Source organism: Pseudomonas sp. VE 267-6A, from assembly GCF_024126555.1.
GTDB lineage: Bacteria > Pseudomonadota > Gammaproteobacteria > Pseudomonadales > Pseudomonadaceae > Aquipseudomonas > Aquipseudomonas palmensis.
This window is the reverse complement of record NZ_JAMYBY010000007.1, coordinates 194,640-211,824: the sequence shown is the minus strand read 5'-3', so window position 1 is coordinate 211,824 and position 17,185 is coordinate 194,640. Positions and strand designations below refer to the sequence as shown.

Genomic DNA, 17,185 nt, shown 5'->3' with positions numbered 1-17,185 from the left:
TTCTTTCATGCGGGCATTCCTGTTTCTGGTGGCGCTGTGCAGCGCCTTTTCTTCGTTCGCGGCGCCTCGCTGCGACATCACTTCAGCTATCCGATACGCCGAGGCGGGGCCGGTCAGCCTGGCCTATCAGAGCATCGGGCGTGACAGCGACCCGGCCCTGCTGCTGGTCATGGGCCTGGGCGGCCAGTTGATCCACTGGCCCGACGAGGTGGTACTTGCGCTGTGCCAGCAGGGCTTCAGGGTGATCCGCTACGACAACCGCGACGTCGGCCTGTCGCGCTGGAACCAGCCCCCCGCCCAGGCCAACCTGACGGTCGAGGCGCTGCGCTACCGGCTCGGCCTGCCGGTGGCGGCGCCCTACAGCCTGAGCGACATGGCCGCTGATGGCCTGGCGCTGATGGATGCGCTGCACGCGCAGCGCTTTCATGTGCTGGGGGTGAGCATGGGTGGAATGATTGCCCAGCACCTGGCGGCGATGGCGCCCGAGCGGGTCGAGAGCCTGACCCTGATCATGTCCAGTTCGGGGGCGCAGGGGCTGCCGGCGCCTGCGCCGGCGCTGGTTCGGCAGTTGGCCCGGCGCGGTGCGCCGAATCGCCAGGTGGCCCTGGAGCAGCAGGCCGACTTGCTGGCCGCGCTGGGCAGCCCGCAGGTGCAGGATGATCGCCAGGCCCTGTTGCAGCAGGCCGCCACTGCCTACGACCGGGCCTTCAACCCCGAAGGCGTGCAGCGCCAGGTCATGGCCATACTTGCCGAGCCCAGCCGTGTCGAGCTGCTCGACAACCTGCGGGTACCGGCCCTGGTGGTGCACGGCACGGCCGACCCGCTGTTGCCGGTGATGCACGGCGTGCACCTGGCCGCGCACATCCAGGGCAGCCAGCTACGCCTGATACCGGGCCTGGCGCACCGCTTCCAGGAGCCGTTCAAGGCCCCGCTGCTGGCGGCGGTACTGCCTTACCTGAAGGCGCACCGCGAAGAGCTGGGCCATCTGGCCCAACGCTAGTGCAGGCGCACCCATACGCTGACCAGCACGGTGGCGGCGATCAGCCAGGCCACTGCCGCCAGCGCCAGTGACAGCTCCAGGCGCAGGCGGTCGACCAGCACGTACAGCGCGGCCAGGTACACGAAGTAGGGGATGATCGACCACATGCCGAACACGATGGTGGCCTTCAGGTCCTCCAGCGAGCGGCCCTTGCCGATGATGTAGTGGGCAATCAGGGCAAAGGTGGGAAACAGCGGCACCAGCCCGGCCACGTAGTAATTGCGGGTCTTGGCCAGGGCCGCGATGATCAGCACCACCACGGCGCCCAGGCAGGCCTTGAGAATCATGTCCATCGAAACGCTCGCTCAGGCCAGGCCGTATTTTTTGACTTTGTCGAACAGGGTGGTCTTGGCCATGCCCAGCTCCTGGCTGGCCTGGCTGAGGTTGCCGCCGGTGCGCTGCAGGGCGTCGCTGAGCAGGTTGCGCTCGAAGGCCTCGACCGCCTCGGCAAAGCCCAGGCTCTGCGCCACATTGGCGCCGGCCTTCTTGAACGCCGGCAGGCCCAGGGCGTGGCGCTCGGCCACGTTGCGCAGCTCGCGCACGTTGCCCGGCCAGTCATGGGCCATCAGGCGCGACAGGGTCTGGCTGTCCAGCGGCGGTGCCTCGCGGTCGAAGCGCAGGGCCGACTGCTGCAGGAAGTGCTCGAACAGTTGCAGGATGTCTTCGCGGCGCTCGCGCAGCGGCGGCAGTTCCAGGGTCACCACGTTGAGGCGGTAGTACAGGTCGCTGCGAAACTGGCCGGTCTGGCCGAGGGCATCCAGGTCCGATTTGGTGGCGGCGATCACCCGGCAATCCACCGCAATGCTCTGGTTCGAACCCAGGCGTTCCAGGGTGCGCTCCTGCAACACGCGCAGCAGCTTGATCTGCAGGTTGAGCGGCATGCTCTCGACTTCGTCGAGAAACAGCGTGCCGCCGTTGGCGTGCTCGATCTTGCCGATGCGGCGCTTGCCGGCACCCGTGAAGGCGTTGGCCTCGTGGCCGAAGATTTCGGTCTCGAACAGGTTCTCCGGCAGGCCGCCGCAGTTCAACGCCACGAAGGGCTGGCTCTGGCGCCGGCTGAAGTCGTGCAGGCAGCGCGCGACCAGCTCCTTGCCGGTGCCGGTCTCGCCCTCGATCAGCACGTTGGCCGAGGTATCGGCGACGTTGGCGATCAGCTCGCGCAGGTTCTGCATGGCCGGCGAGCGGCCGATGATGCGCCCCTCCAGGGTGCTGCGCTCGGCCAGCTGGCGGCGCAGCGAGAACACTTCGCGGGCCAGGCCGCGCTGTTCCAGCGCCCGGCGCACCACATCCACCAGGCGCTCCGGCGAGAAGGGCTTTTCCATGAAGTCGTAGGCGCCGTTGCGCATGGCGCCCACGGCCATGTCGATGTCGCCGTGGCCGGTGATCAGCACCACCGGCAGGCTCTTGTCGCGGGCCTTGAGGCGGCTGAGCAGTTCCAGGCCATCGATGCCCGGCAGGCGGATATCGCTGACCACGATGCCGGCGAAATCATCGCCGATGCGCTCCAGTGCCTGTTCGGCACTGCCGACGCCTTCGCAGGCGATATCTTCCAGGGCCAGCGCCTGCTGGCACCCGAGCAACACATGCGGATCGTCTTCGACGATCAGGACGGTAAGGGGCGATGGGGTCATAGGGACTCGGCAGGTTCAGTGGGGGCATCGACCAGCGGCAGGCTGAGCACGAACGCGGTACCGCCGCTGGCGGGGTGTTCGACGTTCAGGGTACCGCCGGCTGCAGCGGCGAGGCTGGCCGACAGGGTCAGGCCCAGGCCCAGGCCGTGCTCGCCCGGTTTGGTGGTGAAAAACGGTTCGAACAGGTGCTTGCGCGCTTCATCGTCGATGCCATGGCCGTTGTCGCGCACGCGCAGGCGGTACTTGTCGCCCACCAGCTCGCCTTCGAGCCAGAGTTGCGGCAGCGGCACCGCGGCCATGGCATCCAGGGCGTTGCCGATCAGGTTGACCAGGATCTGCTCCAGGCGGGTCTGGTCGATGGTCAGTTGCTGGTCGGCGTACTCGAGGTGCAGTTTCAGGTGGCAGCCCTCGATGCGCGCATTGAGCAGTTGCAGGGCGGCGGTCACGGCCTTTTCCAGCGAGGCCTGGCCACGGTCGTCGCCGCGCCGGGCGAACGAGCGCAGGCTGGCGGTGATACGGCCCATGCGGTCGATCAGTTCGTTCATGGTCAGCAGGTTGGCGCTGGCGGTTTCCAGCGCACCGCGCTGCAGAAAGCGCACGGTGTTGCCCGACAGGGTGCGCAGCGCCGCCAGCGGCTGGTTCAGCTCATGGGCGATGCTGGTCGACATCTGCCCGATGGCCGCCAGCTTGCCGGCCTGCACCAGTTCGTCCTGGGCATGGCGCAGGGTCTGCTCGGCGTGCCGGCGTTCGCGGATCTGGCCCTTGAGGCGTTCGTTGCTGGCACGCAGGTCGGCGGTGCGCTCGGCAATCTTGCGTTCGAGCTGGTTGTTGGCTTCTTCCAGCGCCTCGCGGGCGGCCAGGCGGGTGGCGATCACCTTGCGCCGCTCGTTCCAGGCTATCAGCAGGATCGCCAGCAGGGCGAAGGCCACGGCCACCAGCACGCCCTGGATCATCGATTCGTGGCGCAGGTCCTGCAGCGGGGTCAGCAGGGTGAAGTGCCAGGGCGTGTCGCTCAGGCGCCGGGTCTGGGCCAGGTAGGTGACCTTGCGGTTGCTGTCGCCCAGTTCGGCATTGGCCGGAAAGGTCAGCTTCTCGACCCCGTCGGCGAGCTTCTCGCGCGCCAGCGGCTGCAGTTCGTTGAGCGGGAACCAGTAGTACTGCAGGCTGCGTGCCAGGCGCTCCTTGATTTCCGGGGTCAGCGGGCGCACCGACTTCAGCCGCCGCGCCGGGTCGCTGGAGAGGATGATGATGCCGTTCTCGTCGCTGACGAAGGCTTCCAGGCGGGCTCGCTGCCAACGCTCTTCGAGGGCTTCCAGGCGCACCTTGATCACCGCCACGCCGATGATCTTGCCGTGTTCTTCCAGGCCATGGGCCAGGTAGTAGCCAGGTTCGCCGGTGGTGCTGCCGATGCCGTAGAAGCGCCCGGGCTGGCCGCGCACGGCATTCTGGAAATAGGCACGGAACGAGAGGTCTTCGCCCAGGTAGCTGTCGACGTCGCGCCAGTTGCTGGTGGCCTGCACCCGGCCGGTGGTGTCGAGCACATAGATGGCGCGGCTGCGGCTGCGCCGGTTGAGCCCTTCGAGGTATTCGTTGACCGCCTGGCGCTGGTCGCCATCGGTGGAGTTCAGCAGGCTGGAGACGCTGTCTTCGAGTTCCAGCAGGCTGGGCAGGTAGGTGTACTTGCTGATCTCGCTCTCGACCGCGCGGGCATGCAGTTCAAGCTGACGCTCGCCGGTCTCGCTCAGGGTGCGGATGCCGTTGTGCTCGCTGATCAGGTAGCCGATCACACCCAGGCCGATCATCAGCAGCAGGACCAGTGGGGGCAGGAACAGGTGGCGGATCAGGCGAGGTTTCACGGCAAGGTCAGGCTTGGCTGGGCGAAAGAGCGTGGGATCGCATTTCATCACAGTGGCCTTGTCACGACCAGCGCCCTCTGCCCGGCGTGGGCCGGGCAGGGGCACCGGGCGGTATCAGTGCTGCAGGATCTTGCTGAGGAAGTGCTGGGTACGCTCGTCGCGCACGCTCTGGTCACCGAAGAACTCTTCCTTGGTGCAGTCTTCGATGATGTTGCCCTTGTCCATGAAGATCACCCGGTTGGCCACCTTGCGCGCAAAGCCCATTTCGTGGGTCACGCACATCATGGTCATGCCTTCGTGGGCCAGTTGCACCATCACGTCGAGTACCTCGCTGACCATTTCCGGGTCCAGGGCCGAGGTGGGTTCGTCGAACAGCATCACGATCGGATCCATGGCCAGGGCGCGGGCGATGGCCACGCGCTGCTGCTGGCCGCCGGAGAGCTGGCCGGGGTGCTTGTGCGCATGGGCCGACAGGCCGACGCGCTCAAGCAGTTGCAGGCCCTTCTTGGTGGCTTCTTCCTTGCTGCGGCCCAGCACCTTGATCTGCGCGATGGTCAGGTTCTCGGTGATGGTCAGGTGCGGGAACAGTTCGAAGTGCTGGAACACCATGCCGACCCGCGAGCGCAGCTTGGGCAGGTTGGTCTTGGGGTCGGCGATCGAGGTGCCGTCGACCACGATGTCGCCCTTCTGGAACGGTTCCAGCGCGTTGACGCACTTGATCAGGGTGGACTTGCCCGAGCCAGACGGCCCGCACACCACCACCACTTCGCCTTTCTTGACCTCGGTGCTGCAGTCGGTCAGAACCTGGAAATCGCCGTACCACTTGTTGACGTTCTTGATGGAAATCATACGGTTATCCTTTTCTGCAGACGCTTGACCAGGAAGGAAGCGGAGAAGCTGATGACAAAGTACACGGCGCCGGCAAACAGCAGGAACTCGTTGGAGCGCCCGATGATGTCGCCACTGGCCCGTGCCGAGTTGAGGAAGTCCACCAGGCCCACGGTGTAGACCAGCGAGGTGTCCTGGAACAGGATGATGCTCTGCTGCAGCAGCAGCGGGGTCATCTTGCGAAATGCCTGGGGCAGGATGATCAGGCGCATGGTCTGCGCGTAGTTCATGCCCAGTGCCTGGGCAGCCGCCATCTGGCCCTTGGAGATCGACTGCACGCCGGCCCGCACGATTTCGCAGAAGTACGCCGCCTCGAACATCATGAATGCCACGACGCAGGAGGTGAACGCACCCACCGGGGTGTCTTCGCCGGTGATCCAGCGCAGCACGAACGGTACCGCCAGGTAGAACCAGGTGATCACCAGCAGCAGCGGGATGGAGCGAAAGTAGTTCACGTAGGCGCCGGCCAGGCGTGAAAGCAGCTTGCTCGACGACAACCGCATCAGTGCCAGCACGGTACCCAGCGCGATGCCGCCAATGATGCCCATGAGCATCAGTTGCAGGGTCATCTTCATGCCGTTCCACAGGCCCGGCAGGGCTGGCACGATTCCACTGAAATCCATGTCCATTATTTACCCCCCACGGAGATCAGGCCCGGCACCGCGACTTTCTTCTCGACCAGGCGCATCAGCAGCATCAGCCCCATGTTCAGGGTGAAGTAGATCAGCGTGGCCAGGGTGAAGGCCTCGAACAGGTTGGCCGAGAACTCGGCGGTCTGCTTGGTCTGTGCCAGCAGTTCCATCAGGCCGATCAGCGACGCCACCGAGGAGTTCTTGAACACGTTCAGGAATTCGGAGGTAAGCGGCGGAATGATGATCCGGTAGGCTTGCGGCAGCAGCACGTTGTTGTAGATCTGCGGCAGGCTGAAGCCCATGGCGCGGGCAGCGGCTTCCTGGCCACGGGGCAGCGCCTGGATGCCGGTGCGCACCTGCTCGCACACCCGTGCAGCGGTGAACAGCCCCAGGCAGATGACCACGCTGATCAGCGCCGAGGTGGTCGGGTTGAGGTCCTGCTTGTACCACTCCTGCAGGCCTTCGGGCAGCAGGTCGGGTACCAGGAAGTACCAGATGAACAGCTGCACCAGCAGCGGCACATTGCGAAACAGTTCCACGTAGCACGTGGCGATACCCGACACCAGACGGTTCGGTACGGTACGCATGACGCCGAGCACCGAGCCCAGCAGCAGCGCAATGATCCAGGCGGCAACGGCGATCAGGATGGTCCAGCCCAGGCCGGTGATATACCAGTCCAGGTAGGTCTCGCTGCCAACGCCGGTGGACTTGAAAAAAACGCCCCAGTCCCAGTTGTAATTCATCGGGGTCTCCCCTCAGATCGGTTGTTTCACGGGCACCTTCGAGCATCCGGGGGCGCTGGGCGCCCTCGGATGAAAGGTTAGACACTAACTAGCTGGGGGTCAGGACTTCTTTTCGTCTGCAGCTTTGTCGGTAGGATTGGCGATCAGCGCCTTGAGCTCGTCGCTCATGGGGAACATCAGGTTCAGGCCTTTAGGCGGGATTGGCTGGTTGAACCACTTGTCGTAGATCTTGTTGATCTCACCCGACTTGTACAGGGCGACGATGGCGTCATCGACCGCTTTCTTGAACGGGGCATCGCCCTTGCGCACCATGCAGCCGTAGATTTCATAGGACTGCGGGGTACCGGTCACGGCCCAGTCGGTCGGCTTCTTGGCCTTGGCCATTTCGCCGGCGAGCAGGGCGTCGTCCATCATGAAGGCGACGGCGCGGCCGGACTCGAGCATCTGGAACGACTCGCCGTGGTCCTTGGCGGAGATGACGTTCATCTTCATCTGCTTGTCGGCGTTCATCGACTTGAGGATGCGCTCGGATGTGGTACCGGCGGTGGTCACCACGTTCTTACCGGCCAGGTCCGGGAAGTCCTTGTAGGAGGAATCCTTTTTGGACAGCAGGCGGGTACCGATCTCGAAGATGCCGACCGAGAAGTCGACCTGTTGCTGGCGCTCGAGGTTGTTGGTGGTGGAACCGCACTCGACGTCAACGGTGCCGTTCTGCACCAGCGGGATGCGGGTCTGCGAGGTGACCAGGTTGTATTTGACCTTCAGGTCCGGCTTGTTCAGGTCCTTTTTCAGGGCCTCGACGATAGCCAGCTGGATGTCGTGGGAGTAACCGACGGGTTTGCCCGAAGCGTCGGCGATGTAGGAGAACGGGATGGAAGCGTCGCGGTGCCCCAGGGTAATGGTGCCCGAGTCGTTGATTTTCTTCAGGGTGCCGGTCAGTTCGGCGGCAAGGGCCGGCGTGCTGATCAAAGCGGTCGCCATGGCGGCGCCCAACAGATGGGGAACGATACGCATCAAATTTTCCTCGACGTTGTTTTTCTTATTGAGCCGTTGGCGGGCTCTTTCGTTCAGCGAACACAGCAATGAAGCGGTTGCGCATTCGGGTACTGAGTGTAGAGCATGACTCATGCCAAACTCTGATTTTGATCATAACCCCATGCAAATAGCGGCGGCGGGCATTTTTTGCCGGGGTATGGCGGGGGAGGGATGTCCGGGTTTCCGATTAAGGGTCAATGGCTCGTTCGGGAAACCGAACAGATAGTGCTTTGGTGGCCTCATCGCGGGTCAAGCCCGCTCCCACAGGTTTGGTGACCTTGTGGGAGCGGGCTTGACCCGCGATGCGATTTGGCGGTGTCATGCCGCCTGAATACGCCCGCGGCTCAGTTCTACCCGTTGCAGGTAAACCCGCAGAGCCTGTTGTTCGGCCGGGCTGGTGAAAAGCCCCAGCTTGGTGCGCCGCAGCAGGATATCGTCGGCGCTGACCGCCCATTCCTCGCTGCACAGGTAATCCACCTCGCGGGTGAACAACCCGCCACCAATCGCATCGCCCAGGTCGTCCGGGCCCTGGACGCCCTCGAGCAGGCGCCATACGCGGGTGCCGTAGGTCAGCGCCCAGCGCTTGGCGATATCCGCTGGCAGCCAGCCGAAGCGCGCGAGAATCTCGTCGCACAGCGCCTGCGGCGTGGTCATCTGTTCACCGCCCGGCAGGCTGGAGGTGGCGGTCCAGCTACCGGTCATCTGGGTGAAGTACGGCGCCAGCTCGGCCATGGCCGATTCGGCCAGCTTGCGGTAGGTGGTCAGCTTGCCGCCGAACACCGACAGCAGCGGCGCCTCGCCGGCAGACGCCGACAGGGCCAGGGTGTAGTCGCGGGTGACCGCCGAGGGGTTGTCCGACTCGTCGTTGCACAACGGGCGCACACCGGAATAGGTGCTGAGGATGTCGGCGCGGCCCAGCTGGTGGTTGAAGTGCGCGTTCACAACCTTGAGCAGGTAGTCGGTCTCGGCCTCGGTGATGCTCACCTGGGCCGGGTCGCCGCTGTACTCGCGGTCGGTGGTGCCGATCAGGGTGAAGCGCTCCAGGTACGGGATGGCGAACACGATGCGCTGGTCTTCGTTCTGCAGGATGTAGGCATGCTCGCCCTCGTACAGCCGGGGCACGATCAGGTGGCTGCCCTGAATCAGGCGAATGCCGTAGGGCGCCTCCAGCTTGAGGTCGTCCTTGATGAACCTGGCCACCCACGGGCCGGCCGCGTTCACCAGGGCGCGGGCCTGGATGGTCTGCTGGCTGCCGTCGGCGCGTTCGAGCTGCACGTTCCACAGCTTGCCCACGCGCCGTGCGCTGACGCAGCGGGTACGGGTGAGGATGTGCGCACCCAGCTCACGCGCGGCCATGGCGTTGAGCACCACCAGGCGGGCGTCGTCCACTGCGCAGTCGGCGTATTCGAAACCGCGGGTGATGGCCGGCTTGAGCGGGTTGCCCGGGCCGAAGCGCAGGCTGCGCGAGGCGCCCAGCTGCTTGCGCTTGCCCAGATGGTCATACAGGAACAGGCCGGCGCGGATCATCCAGGCCGGACGCAGGTGCGGCTGGTGCGGCAGCACGAAGCGCATCGGCTTGACGATATGCGGCGCCTTGGCCAGCAGCACTTCGCGTTCTGCCAGCGCTTCGCGCACCAGGCGGAACTCGTAGTGCTCCAGATAGCGCAGGCCACCGTGGATCAGCTTGCTGCTGGCCGAGGACGTATGGCTGGCCAGGTCGTCCTTTTCGCAGAGCAGTACCGACAGGCCGCGCCCGGCTGCATCGGTGGCGATACCGACGCCGTTGATGCCGCCACCGATCACGGCAACGTCGTAGATTTCGGCAAGGGCGGGCGATGGCGAGCTGGACTGGGACACGAGGCGGCCTCTGGTTTCTATCGAATATGAACATTAATGTTCGTTTGCGAAAATGGTAGCGCAACAAAATGGCGCCCGCCAGTCGCTTTCAATAGAAAATACTGATCGGATGACAAATAAATGAAAAATTATGAACATTCGAGCGGCCCCCGTTGCGAGGGCCGCGATGGCGCTACACCACGTCCAGGCGGATCTTGTGCTGGTTGAGCAACTGGGCGAGGGCGGCGACGGGAGGCTGGTCGGTCACCAGGCAGTCGATCAGGCTGATCGAGCCCAGGCGCACCATGGCGTTGCGCCCGAACTTGCTGGAGTCGGCGGCGAGGATCACCTGGCGCGCATTGGCGATGATGGCCTGGGACACGCGCACTTCCTGGTAATCGAAGTCGAGCAGGCTGCCGTCTTCATCGATGCCGCTGATGCCGACCAGGGCGAAGTCGACCTTGAACTGGTTGATGAAGTCGACGCTGGCCTGGCCGACCACACCGCCATCGCGGCGCACGTTGCCGCCGGCCAGCAGTACTTCGAAATCGTCCTTGGCGCTGAGGATGGAGGCCACATGCAGGTTATTGGTGATGATCTTCAGGTGGTTGTGGTTGAGCAGGGCGCGGGCGATGGACTCGGTGGTGGTGCCGATGTTGATGAACAGCGAGGCGTGATCGGGGATCTGCGCGGCGATGGCTTCGGCGATACGCTGCTTTTCGTCGCGCATCTGGTCGGCACGCATGGCGTAGGCGGTGTTCTCGATGCTCGAGTCATAGGCCGCGCCACCGTGATAGCGGCGCAGCAGGTTCACTTCGGCCAGCTGGTTGATGTCACGGCGGATGGTTTGCGGGGTTACAACGAACAGCTGCGCCATTTCCTCGATACTGACATAGCCGCGTTCGCGGACCAGCTCGAGGATTTGTTGTTGGCGAGGGGGCAGATTCATGGGCGGTCCTTTTGGGCTGCCGGGCAAATCTGCATGATGCCGCAGGATGGGGGCGGGGGCCAGCGCGGGGCTGGCTGAAACGATCCTGTGGGCGCCTCGCCAGCAAGGCTGGCGCCTACAGTGTAGGAGTCAGCCTTGCTGGCGAAGAAGCCTGCGCAGGTTTTATTCCTCGTGCGGTTCCCAGTCGCGGGTACGGTCCACCGCCTTCAGCCAGCCGGCGTACAGCTTCTCTTTCTGCGCCTCCTCCAACTGCGGGGTGAACTCGCGCTCGATGATGGCCTTGCCGCGCAGCTCGTCCAGCCCGCTCCAGAAGCCACATGCCAGGCCGGCCAGGTAGGCGGCGCCGAGCGCAGTGGTTTCGCGCATCTGCGGGCGTTCCACGCAGGTGCCGAGAATGTCGGCCTGGAACTGCATCAGGAAGTTGTTGGCCACCGCGCCACCGTCCACCCGCAGTGCGCTCAGGCGCTCGCCGCAATCCTGCTGCATGGCGTCGAGCACGTCGCGGGTCTGATAGGCGATCGACTCCAGCGCGGCGCGGATGATGTGGTCGACCTTGACCCCGCGGGTCAGGCCGAACAGGGCGCCACGCGCGTACGGGTCCCAGTACGGCGCACCCAGGCCGGTGAATGCCGGCACCAGGTACACGCCGTTGCTGTCCTTGACCTTGCTGGCGAAGTACTCGGTGTCGTGGGCGTCGTTGACGATCTTCAGTTCGTCACGCAGCCACTGCACGGTCGAACCGCCGTTGAACACCGCGCCTTCCAGGGCATAGGCCACTTCGCCGCGCGGGCCGCAGGCAATAGTGGTCAGCAGGCCATGGGACGACTGCACGGCCTTGTCGCCGGTGTTCATCAGCAGGAAGCAGCCGGTGCCATAGGTGTTCTTGGCCTGGCCCGGCTCCACGCACATCTGGCCGAACAGCGCAGCCTGCTGGTCGCCGGCGATGCCGGCAATGGCGATGCCGCTCTTGGTGTGGCCGTACACCTCTGACGACGAGCGTACCTGGGGCAGCATCTGCTTCGGGATGCCCAGCACCTGCAGCATCTTCTCGTCCCATTCCAGGGTGTGGATGTTGAACATCAGGGTGCGCGAGGCGTTGGTGTAGTCGGTGACATGCACCTTGCCGCCGGAGAACTTCCAGATCAGCCAGGTATCCACGGTGCCGAACAGCAGCTCGCCGCGTTCGGCGCGTTCACGCACGCCGTCGACGTTGTCCAGGATCCACTTGAGCTTGGTGCCCGAGAAGTACGGGTCGGTGACCAGGCCGGTGGTTTCGCGGATGTAGTCCGCGTGGCCGTCACGCTTGAGCTGCTCGCAGATCTCGGTGCTGCGTCGGCACTGCCAGACGATGGCGTTGTACACCGGGCGACCGGTTTCGCGGTCCCACACCACGGTGGTCTCGCGCTGGTTGGTGATGCCGATGGCTGCCACCTGGTCGTGGCTCAGGCCCGCCTGGGCCAGTGCTTCGACCATGGTCGCGCTCTGGGTGGCGAAGATCTCCATCGGGTCATGCTCGACCCAGCCGGCCTGGGGGTAATGCTGGGCGAACTCGCGCTGCGAGGTGCCGACCACGTTGGCGTCACGGTCGAAGATGATCGCGCGTGAACTGGTCGTGCCCTGGTCCAGGGCAATGATGTAGTGCTTGTTCGGGGTGTCGGTCATGGTGTGGGCCTTGCACTCGAAAAGGTGGAAGTCGGGGCAGGGCGAGCCTGGCTCGCCGGTTCGGCATCAGGAGGCCTGGGTCTTGCCCCGAGCGTTGTCGTCGGTCTGGGCGTTCGCGCCGTCTGCCGTGGGCAGGTTGCGCGCGATCACGCCGCGATACAGGGCGGCACCCACGCTTGCACCTATGATCGGCGCAATGATGGGAACCAGGAAATAGGGAATGTCACGTGCGCCAGTAAAGGCCACGTTGCCCCAGCCGGCCAGGAAGGTCATGAGCTTGGGGCCGAAGTCGCGCGCCGGGTTCATCGCAAAGCCGGTCAGCGGGCCCATGGCACTGCCGATCACCGCGATCAGCAGGCCGATCAGCAGTGGTGCCAGTGCGCCCCGGGGCAGGCCGTTGCTGTCGTCGGCAAGGGCCATGATCACCGCCATCAGGATGGCCGTGATCACGGCCTCCACCAGAAATGCCTGGCCGGTGGACAGCAACGGGTGCGGATAGGTGGAGAACACCGAGGCCAGCTCCAGGCTGGCGGTGCTGCCGCGCACCATGGCGTGGGTCTGTTCGTAATCGAAGAACAGGTTGCTGTACAGGGTGTATACCAGCGCCGCGCCGCAGAAGGCACCGGCCACCTGGGCGACGATGTAGAACGGCAGCTTGCGCTTTTCGAAGCCGCTGAACAGGCTCAGGGCGATGCTCACGGCCGGGTTCAGGTGTGCACCCGACACCCCGGCGGTGAAGTAGATCGCCATGCTGACCCCCACGCCCCAGATGATGCTGATTTCCCACAGGCCGAAGCTGGCGCCCGCGACCTTGAGTGCCGCGACGCAGCCGGTACCGAAAAAGATGAGCAATGCGGTGCCGAGGAATTCGGCCATGCATTGGGCAGACAGCGTTGGTTGTCGTAGAGCAGTCGTCATTCGTGACCTCGGTTCTTGTTGTTGTGAGGCGCGTGTGCGCTCGACAAAAACCCGAGCAGAATCCCCATTCTGGTCGGGTTGACGGCAGAACTGCACGGTATTGGGGCAGTTCGATATTCAGAATCGAAAAAATATAGACAAGAAACGCTGATGTCAAAGGTCGAAAGTGAACTGCCATTCATATTCTGACTGCCGGTGGCTCAGGTGGTGTCGGTGGCAACCGGGCGGGTAATGGTTGGCTCCGGCGTTTTGCCCTAAAGTAGCCAGCGACTGGAGACCGATCACCCTGCCTGGAGCCCTGCATGACCCCCGCCCTGGATTTGCTCAAGAAAGCCCGCGCCGAACACCGCATCCACAGTTATGAACACGACCCCAAGGCGGCTTCCTACGGCCTGGAAGCCGCCGAGAAGCTCAACCTGGAGCCAGCGCGGGTGTTCAAGACGCTGCTGGCCAGCACCGAGAAGGGCGAGTTGCTGGTGGCGGTGGTGCCGGTGGTGGGCAGCCTGGACCTCAAGGCCCTGGCCCATGCGGCGGGCGCAAAGAAGTGCGAAATGGCCGACCCGATGGCCGCACAGCGTTCCACCGGGTACCTGGTGGGCGGGATCAGCCCACTGGGGCAGAAGAAGCGCCTGCGCACCTTCATCGATGCTTCGGCGCAGCAGTTCGAAACCATTCATGTCAGCGCCGGGCGGCGCGGGCTGGAGGTGGAACTGGCGGCGGCGGTGCTGGCCGAGCACACCCGGGGCAGCTTTGCGGCGATCGGCCGCGAGTAGCATCTGTATCCTCCAAATCCGGCCATTCTGTATATGGAAGCGCGAGCGCCCGGGCAGGCATGCTCGCTGCCTTCCCATGCAGGAGCCAACCCATGCAGCTTGAATTTCACCAGGTCGATGCTTTCAGTTCCCAACCCTTCAGCGGCAACCCGGCGATGGTGTATCGCCTGGAGCAATGGCTGCCCGATGAACTGATGCAAAAGATTGCGGCCGAGCACAACCTGGCCGAAACCGCATTCGTCGTGCGCGAGGCGCAGCGCTGGCGCATCCGCTGGTTCACGCCCTCCACCGAAGTGCCGCTGTGCGGGCATGCGACCCTGGCCAGCGCGCATGTGCTGTTCGAGGTGTATGGGGAAGATGCCGAGCGCCTGGCGTTCGACAGCCGTTCGGGGCCGCTGACCGTGAGCCGCGAGGCGGGGCGCCTGGTGCTGGACTTCCCGCGCTACGACCCGCAGCCGCTGGCCGAGCTGCCGCCGGTGGCGCAGGCGCTGGGGTGCCCGGTGGTCGAGGTGTGGCAGACCAATGAACTGTTCGTGGTGCTCGAAAGCGAACAGGCGGTGCGGGATTGTCGCCCTGACATGGCGGCGCTGGTGCCGTTGCCGGGGCTGGGCGTGATTGTCACGGCGCCAGGGCGCGAGCATGATTTTGTGTCGCGCTATTTTGCGCCGGGGATCGGTATCCCTGAAGACCCGGTGACCGGCTCCACGCACTGCTCGCTGATCCCTTACTGGGCGCAGCGCCTGGGTAAGGATGAGCTGCACGCGGTGCAGTGTTCCGCGCGTGGCGGGGAGCTGTTCTGCCGGCTGGAAGGGGCGCGGGTGAAGATTGGCGGGTATGCGACGCGGGTGGCGAGCGGGACGTTGTTCCTCTAGCGGCCCTTTTCGCCAGCAAGGCAGGCTCCTACAGTAGGCCAGGCAATTTCCTGTAGGAGCCAGCCTTGCTGGCGAAGCGTTATCAGAGCGCCGCGCTGTAGCGTCGCACGCCGTTCTCCGCCACCGGCAGTTGTGCCGGCACCGTGCCGGCCACCGGGAACAGCACCAGGTGGTCCGCCGCCACTTCTATGCCCACCTCGCCGCCGACCTGATGGTCGATATGGCTCGGGAAGATCGCTTCGAGCTGGCTGCCGGTACCCAGTTGCAGGCGGTACAGGGTGGACGCACCGAGGAAGCTCTTGCCGACGATGCTTGCCTTCAAGGCACTGTGGGGCGCATGCACGATGTCGTCCGGGCGCAGCAGCACATCCACCGCGCTGCCTTGGGGCAGGGTGTAGGCCCGATTGCCGCGCAGCTCGCCCAGTTCGGTCTGCACCGATTCGGGGCTGGTCAGCTGGCCACGGATGAAATAGCCCTGGCCGATAAAGCTGGCCACGAACGGCGTGAACGGTTCGTGGTAGAGGTTGTACGGGGTGTCCCACTGCTCCAGGCGGCCTTCCTTGAACACGCCCACATGGTCGCTGACGGCAAAGGCCTCTTCCTGGTCATGGGTGACCAGGATCGCGCTGGTGCCGCGACTCTTGAGGATGTCACGCACCTCATGACTGAGGCGTCGGCGCAGTTCCACGTCGAGGTTGGAGAACGGCTCGTCCAGCAGCAGCAGTTGCGGCTCGGGTGCCAGGGCACGGGCCAGGGCCACACGCTGTTGCTGGCCGCCGGACAGCTCGTGCGGGTAGCGCCCGCCAAGCTTGTCCAGCTTCACCAGCTCGAGCATTTCATCGACCACCTGGCGCTGGCGCGGGTGCTTGCCGATGCCGAACGCGATGTTCTCGGCCACGGTCAGGTGCGGGAACAGCGCGTAGTCCTGAAACACCATGCCGATGCGGCGCTTCTCCGGGGCCAGGGTGAAGCCGGCCTTGGAGATGACTTCGCCCGCCAGGCTGATCTCGCCCTCGTGCACCGGCTCGAAACCGGCGATGGCGCGCAGCGTGGTGGTCTTGCCGCACCCCGAGGAACCCAGCAGGCAACCGATGTCGCCGGCGTTGAGGTGCAGGTTGAGGTTCTGGACGATGCGCTGCTCGCCATAGCCGCAGGCGAGGTCGCGCAGGTTAAGCAGTAGAGGTTTACTCATGCGTGGTGATAGGCCGGTTCGACAAGATATTCGAGAAGCGCCTTCTGTGCATGCAAGCGGTTTTCGGCCTGGTCCCAGGCGACCGAACGGGGGTCGTCGAGCAGGTCCAGGCTGATTTCCTCGCCACGGTGGGCGGGCAGGCAGTGCATGAACAGGGCATCCGCAGCCGCCAGGTCGAGCAGTTCGCGGTTGACCTGGTAAGGCGCAAACAGCGCCAGGCGCCGTGCAGTTTCCTCCTCCTGGCCCATGGAAGTCCAGACATCGGTGCTCACCAGGTGTGCACCGCGAACGGCGTCCTTGGGATCGCGCACGATCTGCACGCGCTCGCCGGCCTGGGCCACGAACGCCGGGTTGGGCTCATAGCCCTCGGGGCAGGCGATGCGCAGCTGGAAGTCGAACTGGATGGCCGCTTCTATATAGCTGTTGCACATGTTGTTGCCATCGCCCACCCAGGCCACGGTCTTGCCCTGGATCGAGCCGCGGTGTTCGAGGAAGGTCTGCATGTCGGCCAGCAACTGGCACGGGTGCAGGTCGTCGGACAGGCCGTTGATCACCGGTACCCGCGAATTGGCGGCGAACTCGGTGAGCGTGCTGTGGGCAAACGTACGGATCATCACCGCGTCGAGCATGCGCGACATGACGATGGCGCAGTCACCGATCGGCTCGCCACGGCCCAGCTGGGTGTCGCGTGGCGACAGGAAGATGGCCTGGCCACCGAGCTGGATCATGCCGGCTTCGAACGACAGCCGGGTACGCGTGGACGATTTTTCGAAAATCATGCCCAGCACGCGGTTTTTCAGGGGTTCGAAGAGTACGCCGCGGTTACGCAGGTCCTTCAGCTCGATCCCTCGGCGGATCACACTGACCAGTTCTTCGGCGGTGAAATCCATCAGGGAGAGAAAGTGCCTAGCGCTCATCATTGACTACCTTTTTGCAACAGACCGCAGATCATCAAAAGCCGGTTTTCGAAAACAACGGAAGTGACCTGCGGCGAAAGCCGCACGGGGCGACGAAATAGGGAAAGGCGCAATACTATAATTAAATGTCGCGTCTTACCAAGTGGGGGCTGCGAACTCGACGTTGCCGAATGTGTTCAAGCCGTTGGGTGACGCTTTTTATTGGGCCGGACAGGCTTTGTACACTGCCCGCCGAGGCCTTT

Annotated in this window: 16 protein-coding genes; 3 read left to right on the top strand and 13 right to left on the bottom strand. The window is 64.5% G+C overall.

The window, feature by feature from the left end; all coding sequences use genetic code 11:
- The first annotated feature begins 7 nt into the window (after nucleotides 1-7).
- Complete coding sequence (locus NJH59_RS10420) at nucleotides 8-1,000, top strand: alpha/beta hydrolase (RefSeq protein WP_100633593.1); 993 nt, start codon at nucleotides 8-10, stop codon at nucleotides 998-1,000.
- On the opposite strand, the gene NJH59_RS10415 is transcribed toward NJH59_RS10420, so the two are convergent.
- The 11 genes from NJH59_RS10415 to NJH59_RS10365 form a co-directional block, all read right to left on the bottom strand.
- Nucleotides 997-1,323, bottom strand: coding sequence for a GlpM family protein (locus NJH59_RS10415; RefSeq protein WP_173925076.1), 327 nt, complete (start codon nucleotides 1,321-1,323; stop codon nucleotides 997-999). The two genes, NJH59_RS10420 and NJH59_RS10415, sit on opposite strands and share 4 nt — an antisense overlap.
- Before the next feature lie 21 nt (nucleotides 1,324-1,344).
- On the bottom strand, nucleotides 1,345-2,670 hold the full coding sequence (locus NJH59_RS10410; RefSeq protein ID WP_043861992.1) for a sigma-54 dependent transcriptional regulator: 1,326 nt from the start codon (nucleotides 2,668-2,670) through the stop codon (nucleotides 1,345-1,347).
- Nucleotides 2,667-4,574 carry an ATP-binding protein gene (locus NJH59_RS10405; protein ID WP_043861991.1) on the bottom strand — a complete coding sequence of 636 codons (1,908 nt, stop codon included), beginning with the start codon at nucleotides 4,572-4,574 and terminating at the stop codon, nucleotides 2,667-2,669. The genes NJH59_RS10410 and NJH59_RS10405 overlap by 4 nt, the downstream gene beginning before the upstream one ends.
- Nucleotides 4,575-4,640: 66 nt before the next feature.
- Nucleotides 4,641-5,375, bottom strand: a complete 735-nt coding sequence (locus NJH59_RS10400) for an amino acid ABC transporter ATP-binding protein (protein WP_043861990.1) — start codon at nucleotides 5,373-5,375, stop codon at nucleotides 4,641-4,643.
- Nucleotides 5,372-6,043 (bottom strand): ABC transporter permease subunit, encoded by a 672-nt coding sequence (locus NJH59_RS10395; protein ID WP_043861989.1) that lies wholly within the window; start codon nucleotides 6,041-6,043, stop codon nucleotides 5,372-5,374. The genes NJH59_RS10400 and NJH59_RS10395 overlap by 4 nt, the downstream gene beginning before the upstream one ends.
- Entirely contained in the window at nucleotides 6,043-6,789 is a 747-nt protein-coding gene (locus NJH59_RS10390; RefSeq protein WP_043861988.1) for an amino acid ABC transporter permease, read from the bottom strand. The genes NJH59_RS10395 and NJH59_RS10390 overlap by 1 nt, the downstream gene beginning before the upstream one ends.
- A gap of 99 nt (nucleotides 6,790-6,888) precedes the next feature.
- Nucleotides 6,889-7,803: a glutamate/aspartate ABC transporter substrate-binding protein gene (locus NJH59_RS10385; protein WP_043861987.1), complete on the bottom strand. Its 915-nt coding sequence runs from the start codon at nucleotides 7,801-7,803 to the stop codon at nucleotides 6,889-6,891.
- A gap of 339 nt (nucleotides 7,804-8,142) precedes the next feature.
- A complete protein-coding gene (glpD, locus tag NJH59_RS10380) occupies nucleotides 8,143-9,681 on the bottom strand; it encodes a glycerol-3-phosphate dehydrogenase (protein ID WP_253086749.1) in 1,539 nt (512 codons plus the stop codon).
- Between the two features lie 172 nt (nucleotides 9,682-9,853).
- Nucleotides 9,854-10,609: a DeoR/GlpR family transcriptional regulator gene (locus NJH59_RS10375; protein WP_043861985.1), complete on the bottom strand. Its 756-nt coding sequence runs from the start codon at nucleotides 10,607-10,609 to the stop codon at nucleotides 9,854-9,856.
- Between the two features lie 162 nt (nucleotides 10,610-10,771).
- Nucleotides 10,772-12,271, bottom strand: coding sequence for a glycerol kinase GlpK (gene glpK / locus NJH59_RS10370; RefSeq protein WP_043861984.1), 1,500 nt, complete (start codon nucleotides 12,269-12,271; stop codon nucleotides 10,772-10,774).
- 66 nt (nucleotides 12,272-12,337) lie between these two features.
- Nucleotides 12,338-13,189 (bottom strand): MIP/aquaporin family protein, encoded by an 852-nt coding sequence (locus NJH59_RS10365; RefSeq protein ID WP_043861983.1) that lies wholly within the window; start codon nucleotides 13,187-13,189, stop codon nucleotides 12,338-12,340.
- A gap of 302 nt (nucleotides 13,190-13,491) precedes the next feature.
- Between NJH59_RS10365 and ybaK the strand changes: the two genes are divergently transcribed.
- A complete protein-coding gene (gene ybaK, locus NJH59_RS10360) occupies nucleotides 13,492-13,962 on the top strand; it encodes a Cys-tRNA(Pro) deacylase (RefSeq protein ID WP_043861982.1) in 471 nt (156 codons plus the stop codon).
- A gap of 92 nt (nucleotides 13,963-14,054) precedes the next feature.
- The gene (locus NJH59_RS10355; RefSeq protein ID WP_116052172.1) at nucleotides 14,055-14,834 is read left to right on the top strand and encodes a PhzF family phenazine biosynthesis protein; all 780 of its coding nucleotides are present in this window, start codon (nucleotides 14,055-14,057) and stop codon (nucleotides 14,832-14,834) included.
- A gap of 82 nt (nucleotides 14,835-14,916) precedes the next feature.
- On the opposite strand, the gene NJH59_RS10350 is transcribed toward NJH59_RS10355, so the two are convergent.
- Nucleotides 14,917-16,026, bottom strand: a complete 1,110-nt coding sequence (locus NJH59_RS10350; RefSeq protein ID WP_253086748.1) for an ABC transporter ATP-binding protein — start codon at nucleotides 16,024-16,026, stop codon at nucleotides 14,917-14,919.
- On the bottom strand, nucleotides 16,023-16,943 hold the full coding sequence (argF, locus tag NJH59_RS10345) for an ornithine carbamoyltransferase (protein WP_043861979.1): 921 nt from the start codon (nucleotides 16,941-16,943) through the stop codon (nucleotides 16,023-16,025). Before argF ends, NJH59_RS10350 begins: the two co-directional genes overlap by 4 nt.
- Nucleotides 16,944-17,185 lie beyond the last annotated feature (242 nt).